At 46.1% G+C, this 18171-nt stretch carries 16 protein-coding genes; 7 read left to right on the top strand and 9 right to left on the bottom strand.

Annotated elements, in window-relative coordinates; genetic code table 11:
• The first annotated feature begins 122 nt into the window (after positions 1-122).
• From K0T92_RS10970 to K0T92_RS25645, 5 genes are all read left to right on the top strand, one after another.
• The gene (locus K0T92_RS10970; protein ID WP_219872517.1) at positions 123-1199 is read left to right on the top strand and encodes a dsDNA nuclease domain-containing protein; all 1077 of its coding nucleotides are present in this window, start codon (positions 123-125) and stop codon (positions 1197-1199) included.
• The gene (locus tag K0T92_RS10965) at positions 1180-2859 is read left to right on the top strand and encodes a coiled-coil domain-containing protein (RefSeq protein WP_219872516.1); all 1680 of its coding nucleotides are present in this window, start codon (positions 1180-1182) and stop codon (positions 2857-2859) included. Before K0T92_RS10970 ends, K0T92_RS10965 begins: the two co-directional genes overlap by 20 nt.
• A gap of 84 nt (positions 2860-2943) precedes the next feature.
• Complete coding sequence (locus K0T92_RS10960; RefSeq protein ID WP_219872515.1) at positions 2944-3309, top strand: hypothetical protein; 366 nt, start codon at positions 2944-2946, stop codon at positions 3307-3309.
• 655 nt (positions 3310-3964) lie between these two features.
• Positions 3965-5143, top strand: a complete 1179-nt coding sequence (locus K0T92_RS10955; protein WP_219872514.1) for an oxalate decarboxylase family bicupin — start codon at positions 3965-3967, stop codon at positions 5141-5143.
• Between the two features lie 252 nt (positions 5144-5395).
• Positions 5396-5536, top strand: a complete 141-nt coding sequence (locus tag K0T92_RS25645) for a hypothetical protein (RefSeq protein WP_219872513.1) — start codon at positions 5396-5398, stop codon at positions 5534-5536.
• Here the strand turns inward: K0T92_RS25645 and K0T92_RS10945 are convergent.
• The 8 genes from K0T92_RS10945 to K0T92_RS25640 all read right to left on the bottom strand — a co-directional run bounded on the left by K0T92_RS10945 (position 5503) and on the right by K0T92_RS25640 (position 13937).
• Positions 5503-5835 carry a hypothetical protein gene (locus tag K0T92_RS10945; protein ID WP_219872512.1) on the bottom strand — a complete coding sequence of 111 codons (333 nt, stop codon included), beginning with the start codon at positions 5833-5835 and terminating at the stop codon, positions 5503-5505. The genes K0T92_RS25645 and K0T92_RS10945 overlap by 34 nt on opposite strands.
• Positions 5836-5841: 6 nt before the next feature.
• Positions 5842-6270, bottom strand: coding sequence for a hypothetical protein (locus tag K0T92_RS10940; protein ID WP_219872511.1), 429 nt, complete (start codon positions 6268-6270; stop codon positions 5842-5844).
• A 13-nt stretch (positions 6271-6283) separates the two neighbouring features.
• Complete coding sequence (locus K0T92_RS10935; RefSeq protein ID WP_219872510.1) at positions 6284-6649, bottom strand: DUF2089 domain-containing protein; 366 nt, start codon at positions 6647-6649, stop codon at positions 6284-6286.
• Between the two features lie 394 nt (positions 6650-7043).
• The gene (locus K0T92_RS10930; protein WP_219872509.1) at positions 7044-9356 is read right to left on the bottom strand and encodes a universal stress protein; all 2313 of its coding nucleotides are present in this window, start codon (positions 9354-9356) and stop codon (positions 7044-7046) included.
• A 62-nt stretch (positions 9357-9418) separates the two neighbouring features.
• Entirely contained in the window at positions 9419-10036 is a 618-nt protein-coding gene (gene kdpC, locus K0T92_RS10925; RefSeq protein ID WP_219872508.1) for a potassium-transporting ATPase subunit KdpC, read from the bottom strand.
• 46 nt (positions 10037-10082) lie between these two features.
• Entirely contained in the window at positions 10083-12116 is a 2034-nt protein-coding gene (gene kdpB / locus K0T92_RS10920; RefSeq protein WP_219872507.1) for a potassium-transporting ATPase subunit KdpB, read from the bottom strand.
• Between the two features lie 23 nt (positions 12117-12139).
• Complete coding sequence (gene kdpA / locus K0T92_RS10915; protein ID WP_219872506.1) at positions 12140-13819, bottom strand: potassium-transporting ATPase subunit KdpA; 1680 nt, start codon at positions 13817-13819, stop codon at positions 12140-12142.
• 40 nt (positions 13820-13859) lie between these two features.
• The gene (locus K0T92_RS25640; protein ID WP_219872651.1) at positions 13860-13937 is read right to left on the bottom strand and encodes a potassium-transporting ATPase subunit F; all 78 of its coding nucleotides are present in this window, start codon (positions 13935-13937) and stop codon (positions 13860-13862) included.
• A 481-nt stretch (positions 13938-14418) separates the two neighbouring features.
• On the opposite strand from K0T92_RS25640, the gene K0T92_RS10905 reads away from it, so the two are divergent.
• A complete protein-coding gene (locus K0T92_RS10905) occupies positions 14419-15978 on the top strand; it encodes an ATP-binding protein (RefSeq protein ID WP_219872505.1) in 1560 nt (519 codons plus the stop codon).
• A complete protein-coding gene (locus tag K0T92_RS10900; protein ID WP_219872504.1) occupies positions 15975-16679 on the top strand; it encodes a response regulator in 705 nt (234 codons plus the stop codon). The genes K0T92_RS10905 and K0T92_RS10900 overlap by 4 nt, the downstream gene beginning before the upstream one ends.
• A gap of 85 nt (positions 16680-16764) precedes the next feature.
• Here the strand turns inward: K0T92_RS10900 and K0T92_RS10895 are convergent, their stop codons facing one another.
• Complete coding sequence (locus K0T92_RS10895) at positions 16765-18099, bottom strand: MFS transporter (RefSeq protein ID WP_219872503.1); 1335 nt, start codon at positions 18097-18099, stop codon at positions 16765-16767.
• Positions 18100-18171 lie beyond the last annotated feature (72 nt).

The following is an 18171-nucleotide window of genomic DNA, read 5'->3' as shown; positions in this document are numbered from 1 at the left end:
TTCTTTCTTTTATCAGCAGAATCGTATTTAACCGCTTCGCATCGCGTGTTAGAATAAGGAAGCATGATGTGTAATTGTTGCCAATTTCCTATATATTCATGACAAAGATTGGAGGGAATGGTTTGTCGATAGCGGATTATATGAATTTACCATATGACCTTTCAGGGTCTTTATCTAAAAATAGATTCAGAAATGAATTACTCTGGGGATTAAAGAGAATATTCGAAATCTATAAAAGTGGCAAGGATTTTACTGCTGTTTTTGACTATAAATGTGATGTCGAACTACACATTGAAGATAATCAATTCGAGTTCTATCAATTAAAAACTCAAAATGATAATGGAACATATACAGTTAATAATTTGATTAAAGCGAACAAATCCGGCGACTCTGTACTTGGAAAACTATATTTATTGAAATATGGTAAAACGGGTACTGAGAATGATGACGTGTTGGTTGCTTTAGTGTCTAATGCTCCGTTTAATGATAATGCCAAGGTTCATACTGATATTGAAAAATTAGATTTCTTATCCATTGATAATCTAGCCTTTACGAAGATAAAAGACACTGTCACTCAAGAATTGAAAAAGGCAAATACAATTAATCTCAAAAATACTTTCTTTATTAGAACAAGCATGGATCTCATCAATCCAGAGAAAACTTTGATAGGTGAACTGTCAATTTTTTTTGAGGAGATTTTTAATTCAGAAGCTAAGAAAATTAATTCGCTTTACAGACTTCTATACTCTGAGATATCTACAAGGGCTTCTTACGAATTACGAATTATCGACTATGATGAATTGTTAAAGAGAAAAGGAATTTCTAGGAGTGAACTGACGCAATTATTGCGAAAATATATAGATCATACTGATACAGCGATTAGTAAGGCAAAGGAATTTATTAGTCTTAATTATAGCGATAACTTTAAAATGAAAGTTGATCTAAACTCAGCTCTAAATCAAATACTTATTCTGTTACCTGAGAGTAAGGTAATGCAAAGAATCGAGAAATCCATCGTAGATTTTATTAATCAAAATATCGAGCATTTTCCGAATAATGAGCGCGAAATTGTTGACCTCATATCAGCTAACATAGAGGACGAGATTCCAATAGAGATGAAGTCTTCCGAAGTAAAGATGTTAATTATAGTTACCCTTAAAAAATTCGAGGAGGGTATGTATGAAAAGCCTAACTATTAACTATTTAATAATTTACGAGTATCATAATAGACTCGCTAAGAGGGTAGATTTTCAAAATGGAATAAATGTGATTACCTCTGATAAAGTAAACGGAAACGATGTAGGTAAATCGATACTAATGAAGAGTATTTATCATACTCTTGGCGCTGACAGCCATTTTGACAGTATGTGGACTTCTGGAAATAAAACATTCCTTATGAATATTAGTGTTGAAGAAGACACCTATATTATTTATAGAAGTGGAAACCTATTCAAAATATACTCAGAGGACTTCCAGAATTTATTTAATACGATTAATAGATCGGAACTTTCAACCTATCTGAGTAGAATCTTTGACTTCTGCGTGAAGCTTCCGAATAGGAATGAAAACCTTGAAATTACTCCTCCTGTTTATAGTTATCTTTTGAATTTTGTAGATCAGGATCATATGAGTGGCACAAAGTTTTCTTCATTTAAAGGATTGGGGCAATATTCAGATTATAAAGAAAATGTGATTTACAATCATTTTGGTATTTTTACCGAGGAATATTTCGACTTATTGAAGTTACTTGAAGACCTAAAAAAGGAAACTAAATCAATTACAGATGAAAAAATGATTATTGAAAGTATGCTATTAAAAGTAAAAAGCTATTTAGAAGGAATGGACGCTCCAAGAGACCTATCGCTATTAAATGTTGAAATTGAAAAAAAGAAAGATGAATACTCTGATATTGTTTATAAATTGAAGAAGTTGAAAAACAATTTGATCAACATCAGAAACAGTAAGGTAGATTTAGAAATGCAAATCAATGAATTAAAAGCTAAAGACTCTTCTCATAGAAAAAATATCAAAATTACAGCAAGTAATGTCTGTCCTGTTTGCTCAAACGAAGTTAATGAACTTGAATTCAAGATTAAAAATAGTAGTAGGCTAGAGGATTTTTACATCATGAAAGATGAGTTGGAGCATCTACTTATTGAAGTAGATCGACAACTCCGCGTAAAAGAAGATGAATATAAAAATTTATTAGAGCTATTACATACATATGAAAGTAGCTTAAAACTAAACGAGTTAAAAATATCAAATTCAATAAAACATATGGGATACCTTGAAACACAAGAAAACCTAATTAGAGAATTAGGTCAAGTCAGCACAAAATTACTGGCAAATGAAAGTGAAATTGAGAAAAATAATAAGCTATTGAAGCAATACAATCTGAAAAAAAAGGATGCAAACACTTTATATGAACAATACATGCTCGATATAAAAGTAAAATTTGGATTAGAAGAAATCGGAGAAGATAAAATCAAAAATATTACAAATAACTATGAAGCTAGAGGAAGTAATCGAGCGATTGCAACCATTGTCTGGTTCTTTAACTTATTAAAAATAAAAGCTGAACTTAATCCTGATGCAATTAAATTTCCACTTGTTCTCGATAGTCCCAATAACGTTGAGTCAGATGATACAAAAGAAAATGCGTTGTTTGAATTCATTTTTAGTAATAAGTCAAAAGGGACACAATTGATATTATCGACACTCGGCTTTTCAAAATTGGATTTTCCAGACATCCAAATTGATAATATTATAGAACTAAAAAATGAAAAATATCATTTACTTAATAATAATGACTACGAAGCAAATGAACACATCTTAAAATTAATATTTAAAAACGAATAGAAACTGTCTACGCGGACTTGCTAGGTTTGTTATGCAAGTCCGTTTCTGTTTCTCTACTATTTTATCTTTATGGGAGTGCTTAAGATGTCGATTTATAAAACACTGTCAGATCCAATTTGGTCTTCTGTAGGCGTTGTTTTAAGTGGAATTGGGGTCTTTGTCGGCGCATGGTTCGGTGGACATAAGCAATTAGTAGAACTAACAGATGTTTATACAATTTCATTGTTAGGAGAAATGGAGTATAACAAGTCAGTAATTAATAGTATGTTATATCTATTAAAAAAGAATCCTCCGATTGAGAACGCGCTTGATGCATTAGACATTGGAGCAAAGTCATTGAAAAGTGAAGTCTGGAATCAAATGCTTACTAATCAGACGGCATTTCTACTAAAAAAGAACAGGTGCCAAAAATACAAGCAAACAGTAAAAATATTAGAAAACTTTCTGTAAATATACAAATGGACGTAGCGATAACGCTTCCCGTATGTACATATGTATAAAATACGGGTTTTGTGTAAAAGTCAAACAGAACTTTGGTAACATTCGTGATACCAAAGTTCTGTCGTACTAATCATTCATTTTTGTGCGTTTTACTCGTACCGCGGTTGTAATGTCCCTTCGAGTCGTGTCACTTTAACGATCCGACAAATCCAAGAGCAGATTTTATCTCTTACGCAAGCCCAACTTCAATTCCAAGCCCAAGTACAGTTGCAACTGCAAGCGCAGTCCCAGGCCCAGCTCCAATTCCAATTGCAAGTACAAGAGCAACTTCAGCAACAGGCGCAATCCCAGTTGCAGGCCCAGCAACAATTTGAAGCCCAAGCCGATCACGGATTCAACACTCTCAAACCCTCAAATAACGATCGATATGAAAAGTAAGTGCTTGATATAAGCACCTTCCAACCTTTTACCATAAACATACAATATAAACTATATTGCCCTACTGCCTAATTGTTATTCGGGGTCACCCGCACCGCCCCATTACGCCTGCCGCAAGGCTGCGGAGTAATATCAAGCGTTACCGGAAACATAAGCTAAACTGCATAGCGCAGCTCCCTCCAACTTTTGGCCTTTCATCAAAAGATACATGAAGGAGGTTCCTATTATGGCTCAGGATCACAACATGAAACCGCCAACGTCCTTTATACCGCAACCGTACAGGGTCACCGACGGCTTTGGAGGGCCAGATTACGGTCCGCGCGATGTGATGCGCGACAGGGAAAACATCAATATGCTCATACCGCCCGCAACGGATAACGGCCTGCTGCCGAACTTGAAAATGTCGTTTTCAGATACTCATATGCAGTTAAACAAAGGGGGCTGGTCACGCGAAATCACGGTGCGTGACTTACCGGTCGCCACGACGCTGGCCGGCGTCAACATGAGCCTTCGACCCGGTGGCGTGCGCGAGCTGCACTGGCATCAGCAGGCAGAATGGGCGTTCATGATTTGGGGCTCCGCTCGTGTCACATCGGTGGATTGGCAGGGGCGCAATTTCATCGCCGACATTGAACGGGGCGACTTGTGGTATTTTCCCGCAGGGCTGCCGCATTCGATTCAAGCCCTGGAAGGCGGTTGTGAGTTTCTGCTTGTTTTCGACGATGGGACTTTCTCGGACTTGAACACCTTGTCGATCTCCGATTGGTTCGCTCATACTCCTAAGGACGTTCTCGCCGCGAACTTCGGCATTCCGGAGAGTGCTGTCGCCGGCATCCCGAACGGGCAAGTGTACATTTATCAAGATCAAGTACCCGGCTCAATCGAGAGCCAGGAAGTTCAGTCGCCGTACGGCACTATTCCGCTCTCGTTTAAGCATTCACTACTTTCACAGCAACCTATCGTCACGCCTGGGGGTACCGTCCGTATCGCCGATTCCAGCAATTTTCCGATCGCTAAGACGATTGCAGCGGCGCTCGTCGAAATTAAGCCCGGTGCGATGCGCGAGCTCCACTGGCATCCAAATAACGACGAGTGGCAGTATTACTTATCCGGTCAGGCCCGCATGACGGTGTTCGGAGGAAACGGCATCGCACGGACATTCGATTATCGCGCCGGCGATGTCGGTTACGTTCCGTTTGCGATGGGCCATTATGTCCAGAACACGGGCAATGACACAGTCTGGTTCCTCGAAATGTTCAAAGCGCCTCGGTTCGAGGATGTCTCTCTCAACCAATGGATGGCACTCACGCCGCATCAGCTCGTGCAGTCCAACCTCAACGCGTCGCCGGAACTCATGAACTCGCTACGCAAGGTCAAGTGGCCAGTCGTGAAATATCCGCAATAGGGTCGTTCCATAAAGAAAAAAGCAAACGGTTATCCATTTGCTTTTTCCTCATCATTGTGTCCCATTCCACTTTCAATGGCCATTCCATTGTATGGATGGGGTTGTTTTTCTTGTTCATTTATTAACTTTTGTCTTAGTTAGTGATTTAGATGGAAGTTTACTAGATCATACGAAAAATATTAATAACCGTGACCAAGAAGCCATCATTATGGCTCGTTGTAAGGGTATGAAATCGCATTTGCATCAGGAAGAATGTACGCTGAACTAAATTTGGTTATGCGAAAATTTGATGATTATTTTCATGCGGTTAGCCAAAATGGTGCCACTGTTCACACGAAGAATCGCAAACTTTTGGCGACCTACAATTTAATTAACACTTCCGTACCGTCTTGAGTCTGGACATCGACCAGAACCGTACCTTTGCAATACTGCAACTCCTTGACGAGTTGCCTGAGCGCTTGTTTTGTGCCGCAGTTATCGAGAATCAACAGCACCGGTTCAATCCCGAACCGGCTGCTGTCCGACTCGAAATCACGAACCCGGTTCGTATGTCCGCCGTGCTTGTTCAGCCAATCCTTAATCTTGCGCTGGACGAAATGAGAGGTCAGGATACCGCTCCCCATGCGCAATACGACATAAGGGATCGGAATCGTAACAGCATGCCCCTTGCTCTTAACCTTCACAACTATCATGATCCATCACTCGATCACTACGGTGACGGTCTCTCCACTGGAGCGGATGTCAATGATTTGCCCGTCAAGCTCGTTCTCGATTGCATTGATCAGCAGGTCGATATCGATATCCTTCACATATTTCGCAGCCTGCGGAATATTGGAAGCGATGCTGTGCCCCGCTCCAAGAACAGCCTTCAGCAGTTTAATCGGCAAATTGATGTTGATAGTATCGTTTTCTTGGGTTGCTACCCGGATTTTCAACGTTTTGTCTAAATAACTTCCAGATGCCGATGACAGTTTCTTCGAATAGTCGGGCTTCCCCAGTACCTGAACGGTTGGCGATGTCTGAGAGGATTGCTTCACTTTCAGCGCGTCTATCAGCTCCGAAGCCTCGCCTGAATCAATTTTGCCTTCCTGCATCATGGACAGCACTTTGCTGATTTCTTCCTTCATGGATTCTTCCTCCTTATTCATCCTTCAACATTTTGACCGCTTCGTCCGCGGTGATTTCACCATTCTGAAGCATGGAAATGACCTTCTTCTCATCGACCTCCGGCTTCTTCCGCGTATCGTATCCGAGGGCCGCAATGATATCATTAAGCTTGCCGCGCACCGTCGGGTAAGATATGCCGAGCTCTTTCTCCACTTCCTTTATGTTGCCCCTGTTCACAAGAAAGGTGATCACAAAATGGAGCTGTTCTGGCGAGAGAAGAGCAAGCTTTGATAATTCGAACGTGTTCTCGATCGTCGTCCTGCAATGTCCGCATTCCAGTTTGACGGCGTGAAGCGTATGGTCGCATACAGGACACTGTGTAATGATGGGATATTTCATACTCCGCCCCTTTCTTTGTTTAAATCATAAATCAATATATTCAATTTGTAAACAGATTTAATTAATGATATTCACTTCATAATCAATATTATTGATTTTTAAGTTGATCCCCTTGATTTTTCGATTCTAATGAACAACGCAAATCTATGGTTTACAGGTAGCGTGACAGTAAGATTCCTGCGAATATGCATGAATTTCGGTTACACGACGCCTAAATGGTTAAATTTCCTGCGATCATGCATGAATGTGAGAGGAAATCGGCCGATAAGGGGAAACGAAGGTGAAATACCTGCACGCTGGCAGGCATTTCACCTTCATGGGGCCAGAAACGAGCAAATACATGCCGTTTCGCAGGTTTCGCTTAGTGGGAACGGTAGCAGGTTTCTCTTGCGATTCAATAATGAGCCACAACCAATACATCCGTGTCACGTGCCAAACGCAGCAGACTAGAAACTACGGAGCCATATCTTAAACGATGCCACCATGAACGCTTCGATTGGCCCATAATGATTTGGGAAGCCCGGTAATCCTTCGCTTTGGAACGGAGTGCTTCAGCGACCTCACGCGGCTTTGTTCCCGTAACCACTTCGAACTTGCCGCCTAGTATATTCGTTAATGTTTCCAATGCATCCATCCTCTTTTTGTCTTCCGCGTTCCAATTTGTCTGACGGCTGCAGCACACGCAGGCAACCGACCACGGCGCTTTCAACCGATAAGCGATGCGGAATCCTCTGCGAATAAGACGCTCCGCGTTTGGTCCGATGTTCACGCAGACAAAGATCATCTCTTGCCTCCGCCAAGGGCCTCGAAGCGAAGATCGACGCTCCCAAGAATCCAAGCGTTCGTCCACATCGTCTGCAATTTCTCGCAATGCGAGCTCGCGAAGGGCTATAAGGTTTCCCGTCTTGAAAAAGTTGCCTAAAGCTTGCTCTACTTTATCCATCGCATAGACTTTTCCGTCTCTCATCCGCTGCCGCAGCGCCTGTGACGTCATATCGATAAGCTCCACTTCGTCAGCCAATCGCAAGATCGCATCCGGAACCGTTTCGCGGACTCGAACACCTGCAATTTGTTCAACCGCATCATTAAGACTTTCCAAATGCTGAACATTAACGGTCGAGATCACCGAAATGCCTGCATCGAGAATTTTCAGTACATCCTCGTATCTCTTTTTGTAATGGCTGCCAGGCATATTCGTATGGGCCAGCTCGTCGATCAGAACCACCTCCGGATTTCGCTGGATGATGGCCTCGGTGTCCATCTCCTCCAGTTCCGTTCCCCGATAAGCTAATGTCAGCCGCTCGATGATCGACAATTGTCCGACTTGATCCGCTGTTTCCTGGCGTCCATGCGTTTCTAGAAGTCCCACGACGACGTCGATCCCCTTCCTTAGCAAATAATTGCCTTCCCGCAGCATGGTATATGTCTTGCCTACGCCAGGGGCAGCTCCAATATACACCTTAAATTTTCCTCTGCGTATTTGGCCAATCTTCTGCTCCACTTCAGGCGATGTAAGCCTGCGATATAAGCCGCTGGCAGCAGGCGTGGCGATTCTAGCGGGCAGGATGCGTTCTCCTTCATATTCAGCCCGATCGGCGACAAGAAAGATATCTATGTTTTTTGTTTTCTTCAAAATATCATTAACAATAGATCCTTGCCGAAATTCCTGCCATCGCGACTGCTTGGAATGTCCCATTACGATACGCGTGACGTTATGTTCCAGCGCGTACCGGACTAACTTTCCTGGCAGTGCCCGGCGCGATATGAAAGGTAGCTCCTGAAACGCTCCCCCCACCTTATCGACCATCTGCACGATGGAGCGTTTGAATGCATCCGCTTCCTTCGTCAGCGGCTTCTTCCGATTGACGAAGGCAACGACGAACAGATCCCCGCCTAATCGCTTCGCAATCTGTTGCCCGCGGCGGATATAGATGGAGCCATTCCAGTGGTATTGGGCCGATACAAGAATACGCTCGGTCGCCCCAGAAGGACCTGCGAGCCCCTCTTCCTCCCGATGTTTGTCTAATGAATCGTTGACGCCTTCTGCCACTATGCGCAGTGCCAATTCGCGCAAAATGCCTATATTGCCCCGTTCAAACACGAACTGTCCCGGATTTCCCCGCAAATGGCCATCGGCATACCGCTGAAGAATGGTCTCCGGTGTAACGTCGATAAGCCGAACTTCATCCGCCATCTCCAGCACATTCGCCGGGACTGTATCTTTCGTATCAATGCCCGCATAGATTTTGGCCAACTCGGTTGCGCCTTCTAGCTCATGGACATTGACGGTCGTGATAACACTAATACCGTGGCTGATAAGACATTGAATGTCATCCCATCTAGATGGGAATCGTGCATCCTCCCGGTTGCGATGCGCCAATTCATCGACTAGAATAACCTCGGGGTTGCGTTCAATTAGCGCATCTATATCTAAATCCTTCATCTTCAAGCCATTATCAAACCAGTGAATGCTCGGAACCCGTTCCAAATCTCCAATCTGCTCGACCGTCTCCGGTCTCTGCCTGGTGGACACCGCGCATATGACGACATCAATCCCCTGCTTTTGCAATGACTGCCCTTCACGAAGCATATGATAGGTCTTTCCTGAACCGCTAACCGCCCCGATAAGGATATTGAGCCTGCCGCGATGCAGGCTGGATATGGAGCATAATACTTCCACCGCTGTCTTCCGGCGAAAATGGATCAAAATCACCTCCCCTCACTTGATGTCATGCGCACTCGCAATCATTGATCGGACAAGGCTTTTTCTTACTTTTCCAATTTCTCTTTTAATACCAGATTCAACTTCAAGACGTTAACCCGTTTCTCGCCGAATACTCCCAAGTCGCGGCTCTCTGTAAATTCGCTGACGAGCGATTCCAACTCTACTGCTGAAATCCCCGTAAGCTTACTGATTCTCGCTATCTGAACCAACGCCGATTGTGGCGTGATATGAGGGTCTAATCCCGAACCCGAGTTCGTGATTAAAGCAATCGGCAGCTCCTGAATGGGCACATCCGGATTATCCTGCTGCCATTGCGCGATAGAGGCTTGCACGCGAGAGATCAGCGCGGAATTGGAAGGCGCGTAGTTGTTGGAGCCGGATGCCTCCCCCTTGTAATCAATGCTCGATACTCGCCCGTGGAAATAGCTGGGATCGCCACTGAAGGACTGCCCGATTAATTCGGAGCCAATCACGTTCCCTTCCTTATCTTTTAACAAACTCCCGTTGGCCTGATCGGGGAACAGAGTCTGCGCCAGGCCCGTACTGACGAGCGGATAGATGATCCCGCATAGAACAGTAAACAACACTCCGGCGCGTAAAGCGATCCATAATATTGCTCCCCTGGGCCTCGTTTCTTGTCCTTCATGAACCATTGTACTCATGGCTTCTTCCTTCTTTCCGATTGGTATGGGAAGCGCGATTCCTTCGTCAGATCCACACGTGAACGATTAAATCGATGATTTTAATGCCAATGAACGGAGCAATAACCCCTCCAAGGCCAAAGACTAGCAAATTGCGGCTCAGCAGGCGCGAGGCATGCATCGGCCGATAAGCAACGCCTTTCATGGCCAGCGGAATAAGCAGCGGAATAATAATGGCATTAAAGACAAGTGCCGAGAGTACCGCCGACAACGGGGATCCGAGGTTCATAATGTTCAGAGCTTCCATCTCGGGAATCGCGAGCATGAACATCGCCGGAATAATTGCGAAATACTTGGCAATGTCGTTGGCGATACTGAAGGTGGTCAATGCGCCGCGCGTCATGAGCAGCTGTTTTCCGATCGCTACAACCTCGATAATCTTGGAAGGATCGGAATCCAGATCGACCATATTGGCAGCTTCCTTGGCGGCCATCGTGCCGCTGTTCATCGCCAGGCCTACGTCCGCCTGAGCTAATGCCGGCGCATCGTTCGTCCCGTCTCCGGTCATAGCGACTAATTTGCCTTCCGCTTGCTCCCGCCGAATGACGGCAATTTTATCCTCCGGTTTGCTTTCCGCAATAAAATCATCAACGCCTGCTTCTCTGGCAATGGTCGCTGCGGTCAGCGGATTGTCGCCGGTACACATGATGGTTTTGATGCCCATCTCGCGAAGCTGGCCAAAACGCTCGCGCATGCCAGGCTTTACCGTATCCTTTAAATAGATAACGCCGAACACCCGGTTGCCCACCGCCACCGCAAGCGGCGTCCCGCCTTCAGAAGCTATTCGGTCTGCTTGTCCTTCCAAATCCTGCGGAATCGCTCCGCCTTGCGCGATAACCCATTTCCGGACGGAGTCTACCGCACCTTTGCGCACTTGGCGTCCATCTTTTAGATCAATGCCGCTCATCCGTGTTTCCGCTTTGAATTCGACAAAACTGCCGCCATCGCCAAGCGTCGCATCATATGCTTTGCTGTTATGCTTCATCCACTCGATGACGGAACGGCCCTCCGGCGTCTCATCTTGAATAGAGGAGATCGCAGCCCATACGGCCGTTTCATCCAGGCTGGCTCCCCCAATCGGAACAATGTCGCTAGCCATCCGGTTCCCGTAAGTGATGGTTCCCGTTTTGTCCAAAATCATCGTGTTAATATCGCCGGCTGCCTCGACCGCCTTGCCTGACATGGCCAGCACATTGAACTGCGTAACTCTGTCCATGCCGGCAATGCCGATAGCGGACAGCAGCCCCCCGATCGTGGTCGGGATCAAACAGACGAGCAGCGTGATGAGTACGGGTATTTCCAGGTCCACGCCGACATATGTCGCGATCGGCCGCAGTGTCACGACGACGATTAGGAATATGATCGTCAGGCTTATTAACAGCGTGTTAAGCGCGATTTCGTTCGGCGTTTTTTGCCGCTCGGCGCCTTCAACAAGTGCGATCATGCGGTCAATAAACGTTTCGCCGGGATCGCTAGCAATTTTCACTTTAATCCGGTCGCTGATCACGCGGGTGCCACCCGTCACGGAGCTGAAATCGCCTCCCGCCTCTTTTATTACCGGGGCCGACTCTCCTGTAATAGCGGATTCGTCAACGGAAGCCAGCCCCTCGATCACTTCGCCGTCGCCGGGAATCATCTCGCCTTGCGAGACGACGACGATATCTCCTTTGCGCAGCTCGTTCGAAGGAACGGTTCTTATTCCGCTGCCGACTATTTTATTTGCCATACTTTCCCCTTTGGTTCGCTTCAGAGTATCGGCTTGCGCTTTGCCTCGGCCTTCCGCCAGCGCTTCGGCAAAGTTGGCGAATAATACGGTAAATAGCAGAATGAGGAATACCGTCAGGTTAAAGCCCAAACTGTCCTCTGCGTTAAAGTAACCTGGGAATAATGTCATCAGCAGCACAACGAACGCGCTGATCTCAACGACGAACATCACTGGATTTTTTACCATCGCTGCCGGGCTCAGCTTCACAACACTCGCTTTCAGAGCTTGAGCGACAAGCGGACCGGAGAATAAGCTTTTATTTCGTTTTTCATTCATGGCAGCAATCCCTCTCTTCTTAATTAGCGGATCGTCAAATGTTCTGCAATCGGACCCAGCACAATGACCGGCAAGAACGTCAGCGCTCCGATTAGTATGACGGTTCCGATGAGCAAGAACACAAACAATGCGTTGTCCGTACGGAACGTCCCGATGGTTTCTGGAACCCATTGCTTGCGCGTCAGCGAACCGGCTACGGCCAGCATGGCAATGATGGAAATATAGCGCCCGACAAACATGACTAGCCCGGTCGTTATATTCCAGAACGGCGTGTTGTCGGCAAGTCCCTCAAAGCCTGATCCATTATTGGCGGCTGAGGATGCATATTCGTACAGCGCTTGCGTGATCCCGTGGAAGCCGGAATTCGAGAGGGAACCCATGCCAAGCTCGGTTACGAAAGCAGCCGCGGTCGGGACTAATATAATAAATGGATGAGCCAGTATCGCAATCGCAATCAGCTTCATCTCGTGCGGCTCGATCTTGCGGCCAAGAAACTCCGGCGTTCTGCCCACCATTAGACCGCAAATGAAAACGGCGAGAATGGCATACATGAGCATATTGATCAACCCTACGCCCTTGCCGCCAAATACGACATTCAGCATCATCTCTGCCAGCGGTACCAGGCCTCCGAGAGGCGTCAACGTATCGTGCATATTATTGACCGATCCGGTCGTAGCCGCTGTCGTCACGGTTGTAAACAAAGCGGATTGGGCGATGCCGAATCGAACCTCTTTTCCTTCCATACTGCCTTGCGAAGCATCGATCCCTACATCGTTTAATAGCGGATTGCCGCTCTTCTCTGCCGTATAGGCAACTGTCAGGAACACGAGGAACAAGGCCATCATAGTCGCAAAAATAACCCAGCCCTGCTTGCGGTTGTTCGCAAATCTTCCGTACATGAATGGCAGCGATGCTGGCAGCGCCCACATCGACAGAATCTGGATGACGTTTGTCAGCGGATTAGGATTTTCGAAGGGATGAGCTGAATTGACACCGAAGAATCCCCCTCCATTCGTCCCCAAATGCTTAATAGACTCCAATGAAGCGACAGGTCCGATCGCGATTTGCTGTGTTGCGCCTTGCAAAGTGGTTAAGGACAAGGTTGGATCAAGAGTTTGCGGCACCTGAAGCGCTACGAGCACCAGCGCAACAATCGTCGCAAGAGGCAGAAACACCCGGGTATGGGCCTTAACAAAGTCTTCAAAAAAATTGCCTATCGTCTTCCCCTTACTGGTGACACCACGAACGAAAGCTGCCGCAACCGAGAAGCCGCTTGCCGCAGATGTGAACATCATCATAGTGATGACGGCCATTTGAGCGAAATAGGTCAATCCCGTCTCTCCGCTGTAATGCTGCAAGTTGGTATTCGTCATGAAGCTAATGATCGTATTGAATGCCAGCGTTGGCTCCATACTGCCGATATCGTTCGGATTCAGCGGCAAACCGCTTTGCATCCGCAGCAGGATGTAGCCGATCGCCACAAGCATCAAGTTCGTAACAACAAAGCTGAGCGCATACCGTTTCCAACTCATGCCACCTCGTTGTTTCAACCCGATTAATGCGTAAATCGGCCTCTCCAGCCATCCGAACACGTGGTCCGTCCGATTGGGTTCGTTCGAGAAAACATGATACAGAACATTTCCAAGCGGCTTGGCGATCAGCACCAAGACACCGATTACGATCACGATTTGCAAGATGTCCATTTCCGTTCCTCCTTGGCAATAAGCGGCTGCAAATAATCAGTCAGAACTTTTCCGGATGCAGCAAGGCATAAATCAAGTAGACAAACACTGCGCCTGTAAAGATTAAAATAATCGTCATTTTCCTACGCCTCCCCGTCTTCTACCGTTTTCCCGCACCAGATGAGAAATCCGGCTGCCAGTGAAAAGGATGCCGCAAGCGCCAGTACCATCCAAACCTCCATCATCTCGACATTCCTCCAACGATTATTTTCCGGACGTCTTGCTCTCATACAATCGCCGGTTCCCCCCGATTTCGCACCGTTTCGAATGGGGTTGGAATCGAATTACAGCTCGATTCGCTGAATGTATCTTACTTCTGGAGGACATCACTGTAAAATGAATGCTCCTGAAAATTTGATCAAAAATGAAGCTTTAAAACCGATTTCAAATGTTAATGTGATCAAACCTTGACTTTCCTTAATGACACTTCATATTTCACGATATTGCGCAGTATTTATATGATTTTTACGCCGGGCACCATTTTCTTTTATATCTTTTTTACGCCTGATTCGTTTACATTAAAGAAGAAACTTCAAACCAATTAACGAGGTGCGGATAACATGCGAAAGTTGAGGCTCATAGGTCTGAAGTGGGCTCCGTATTGGGGGATCACGCTGCTCATCGCCGCTATGACGGCATCGATGTATGCGATCGGACTTGCCCTGGACCTGGTGAACATAGCGCTTCTCTTTCTATTGCCCGTTTTGTTAAGCGCCGTCTTGTGGGGCATGCGATCCGCTATTTACACAGCTGTTCTCGGGGCGCTGTCGTTTGACTTTTTCTTTGTTTCTCCCGTTCTGAGTTTTATTGTCTCTGACTTGCGCTATCTGATTTCTTTCGGTGTCTACTTGGCAGTAGCCATATTAACCGCCCACCTGGCTGAACGGCTGAAGCGGCAGCTGCTTTATTCCAAGCAAAGAGAAGCACACACGGCCGCGCTTTATGAGCTGAGCAAACAGATGAGCGACATGAATGACATCCACTCCTTGCTCGAGAATGTATCCAATCATGTCGCGCAAATCATCGGTACCGAAATCGCGATCTACTTGCCGGATAACAAACACCGGCTGGTGTTATCCCATCATTCAGGAATGCATAACGAGTGGGGGCAAGGCGAAGCGGAGAAGGTGATGGCAAAGCTGGCATTCGATTATGGAGAAGCGATTGGCAATGGCAGCGGCACCATAAGGGAAGCGCCTGGCTGCTACTTGCCTCTGCGGACCGAGAGTCATGTACACGGCGTGTTGGCCATACAGGTGGAAAAGTTAGAAAACGGAGTAACAAGCGAGCAACAACAAATGCTGGAAGCCATCTGCGGCCTGGCAGCCAGTGCCATCGATCGCGTTAAACTAGCGGATGAAGCAAGAATGGCCCAATTGACGATCGAATCGGAGCGTCTTCGCACAGCGATTTTAGATTCCGTCTCGCATGAGCTGCGTACCCCGCTGGCCGCTATTATCGGCTCTGCAACCGGGCTTATCGAAGGCGGCCATCTCTTCTCGCCGGAGGATCGGCAAGAATTGCTCATGACCGTTCGCGATGGTGCGCTCCGTATGAATCGCCTTGTGATGAATCTGCTGAGTATGGCGAAGCTGGAAAGCGGAATGCCGCGTTTGCGTCATAATTGGTGCGATGCAGTTGATCTGATAGGAGTAGCTTTGGCACAAGTGAGGGATTTTCAACAGCATAGAAGGATTCAGGTGAAGCTGCCTGAGGAGGTTCCAATGTTATTGGGCGATGAGATTCTGCTTGAGCAGGTATTGGTTAATGTGCTGAGCAATGCGATCAAATACAGTCCCGATCATAGTGAAATCAACATCAATGTCTCTGTTGAAGGTCTCTGCCTTGCTATCGCTATTGCAGATCAAGGAATCGGGCTTGACGACGATGAGTACGAGCGCATTTTCGATAAATTTTACCGTTCGCCTGCCACCAGACATGTAACGGGTACTGGCCTGGGACTGGCCATATGCAAAGGTATTATGGAGCTTCATAGCGGCACTATTGCGGGACGGCGCAATGAGCCTCGGGGAACCGTCATAACCATTACACTTCCAATTCCGGCGACGAACGAGCTGGCAACCGTACATGAATCAAGCCATGGAGGATCACGAGTATGAATGAAGCCAACAAACCAATTTTGATTGTCGATGACGAGCCCCAAATTCGCAAGCTCCTGACAGTGACCCTGCAGGCCCATCAATATGCCACTGAAGAAGCAGCTACGGGAGAAGAGGGATTGCAGCTGGCCTCCTCGGTTTGTCCAGATTTAATCATTCTCGATCTAGGACTGCCGGACATGACCGGCATGGAAGTATTGAACCGAATTCGAAGCTGGTCTGACGTGCCTATCATCGTACTGACAGCCAAGGATAGAGAAGAAGACAAAATTGCGGCACTCGACAACGGTGCCGACGATTATGTAACGAAACCGTTCGCCATGGGAGAACTTGTTGCCCGAATCCGGGTTGCCCTTCGGCATGCCCAACAGTCTGTCACAGATCCCATCCTTCGGATCGGCGAGTTGGTTTTAGATTTGGAACAGCGAATCGTCGAGATGAAAGGCGAGCGAATGAAGCTTACGCCAACGGAGTATGACCTGCTTAGAATTCTAGCGATCAACGCTGGGAAAGTCGTGACTCAGCGTCAATTGCTCAAGCAGGTATGGGGCGACAATCACAATCCATCAGATAACCACTACATTCGGGTGTACATCGGGCACCTTCGTAAAAAGTTAGAGGAGGACACGACGCAGCCCAAATGGATTATAACGGAGCCCGGTATAGGCTACCGTCTTCTTGATTCGCATCGTTTCTCATAAATTTGCAAATGCCAAATCCCCATTTAATGGGGTTAAATGTCGCTTCCACAAATCTCGCCCCTTCTCGTGAGTTCTCAAGAATCTCTTAGCCTTTTGCAGCTGCAGGTTTGGCTTTGATGAAGCTAGCTATAAGAATTAAGCTCACCAAAGACATCACGCCACTGATCATGAAAACTTTCTCGAACCCATCATTAAACATCACCAAGCATAGTCCCGCAGTAGTCGGCCCTAACGTTGACCCAAGAGAACGGAACAGGCTAAGGTAACCAATAGCTGAACCTGTTTCTTTGTTATCCACTGCTTGCAGGATTAAAATGTTTAGCGGAGCACCGATAATGATACCGATACCAAATCCCATCAATATAATTACAGGATAGAATATAGTAAGACTATCTACTCCAAAGCTCAGTACAACCGCTGCAGCTAATGTAATAAGGAATCCGGTTATGAGAACTTTATTCGCTCCAAGTTTATCTACCATCATGCCCCCAATCAGCGAAGCAACCATAGATGCAATTGCTAATGGAGCAACACTCATTCCAGCTGCTCCTTTGTCAAGGTTCAGCACGTTTTCTGCAAAGTAAGGCATCAGATTCGTCGCAGTCGCCATTACAAAACCGGATATCATCGAAGCTATAAGTAATGTTAGTTTATTTGATTTCGTGAAATATGTAACCCTCATAATGGGATCTTCATGATTTTTTTCTACTAGAATTAAGAGCGGTACAAGTAAAATTCCGATTAGAATAATCCAGAAGCTCTTAAGGGTAATGCCAAGCATGAGGGATAGGATAATTGCCGTTAGTAGAATGATTCCCAATGAATCTATTGCCTTACGTATCAACTGTTGTTCTTGCTTTATCGTGGCTGCAAGAATAAGGATAGCGACAGAGATTGGAATGTTAATCAGGAATACGACCTGCCATACAAAATGAGATACAATCAAGCCGCCCGCTAACGGTCCTAGTATAGTACCTACGCCGAATACAACGCCGATCAAGCCTAACATACGTCCCCGCTTTTCAGGGGAATAAGAAACAGCGATTTGTGCTGCACTGATTGGAAATATCCCCCCAGTCCCTATCGCTTGCACCCCTCTCCCTATCAGAAATACGGTGAAGTTTGGCGCGAGTGCTGCAATAAGCGAACCTGCTGCGAACATAGTGATGCCGAACATGAATGTCTGTTTCCGACCGAAACGGTCAGAGAGTTTACCCAAAATCGGAATGCTTACTGCGAATAATAATGTATAAACGGTGAAACTCCACACACCCCAAGATGTCTCTAAACTGTAATCATCAATGATGGAACTAAGCGCCGGCCCGACGATTCCATGATCCAATGCCCCCATAAAAATGCCTAACAGTAAGGTGAAAATGGTTGCCGTTTTTGATAGTCCTTTGTTTTTTGGTATTGGCATTAATTATCTCTCCTTGATGTTTCTTCTTGTTGAGATAAATATACTATATCACACCTATTATATGTCAATGAA

Source organism: Paenibacillus oenotherae (genome assembly GCF_019443105.1).
Taxonomy (GTDB): Bacteria; Bacillota; Bacilli; order Paenibacillales; family Paenibacillaceae; genus Paenibacillus_Z; species Paenibacillus_Z oenotherae.
Note: the sequence above shows the minus strand (reverse complement) of the source record. Positions and strands in the feature narration are given on the sequence as shown.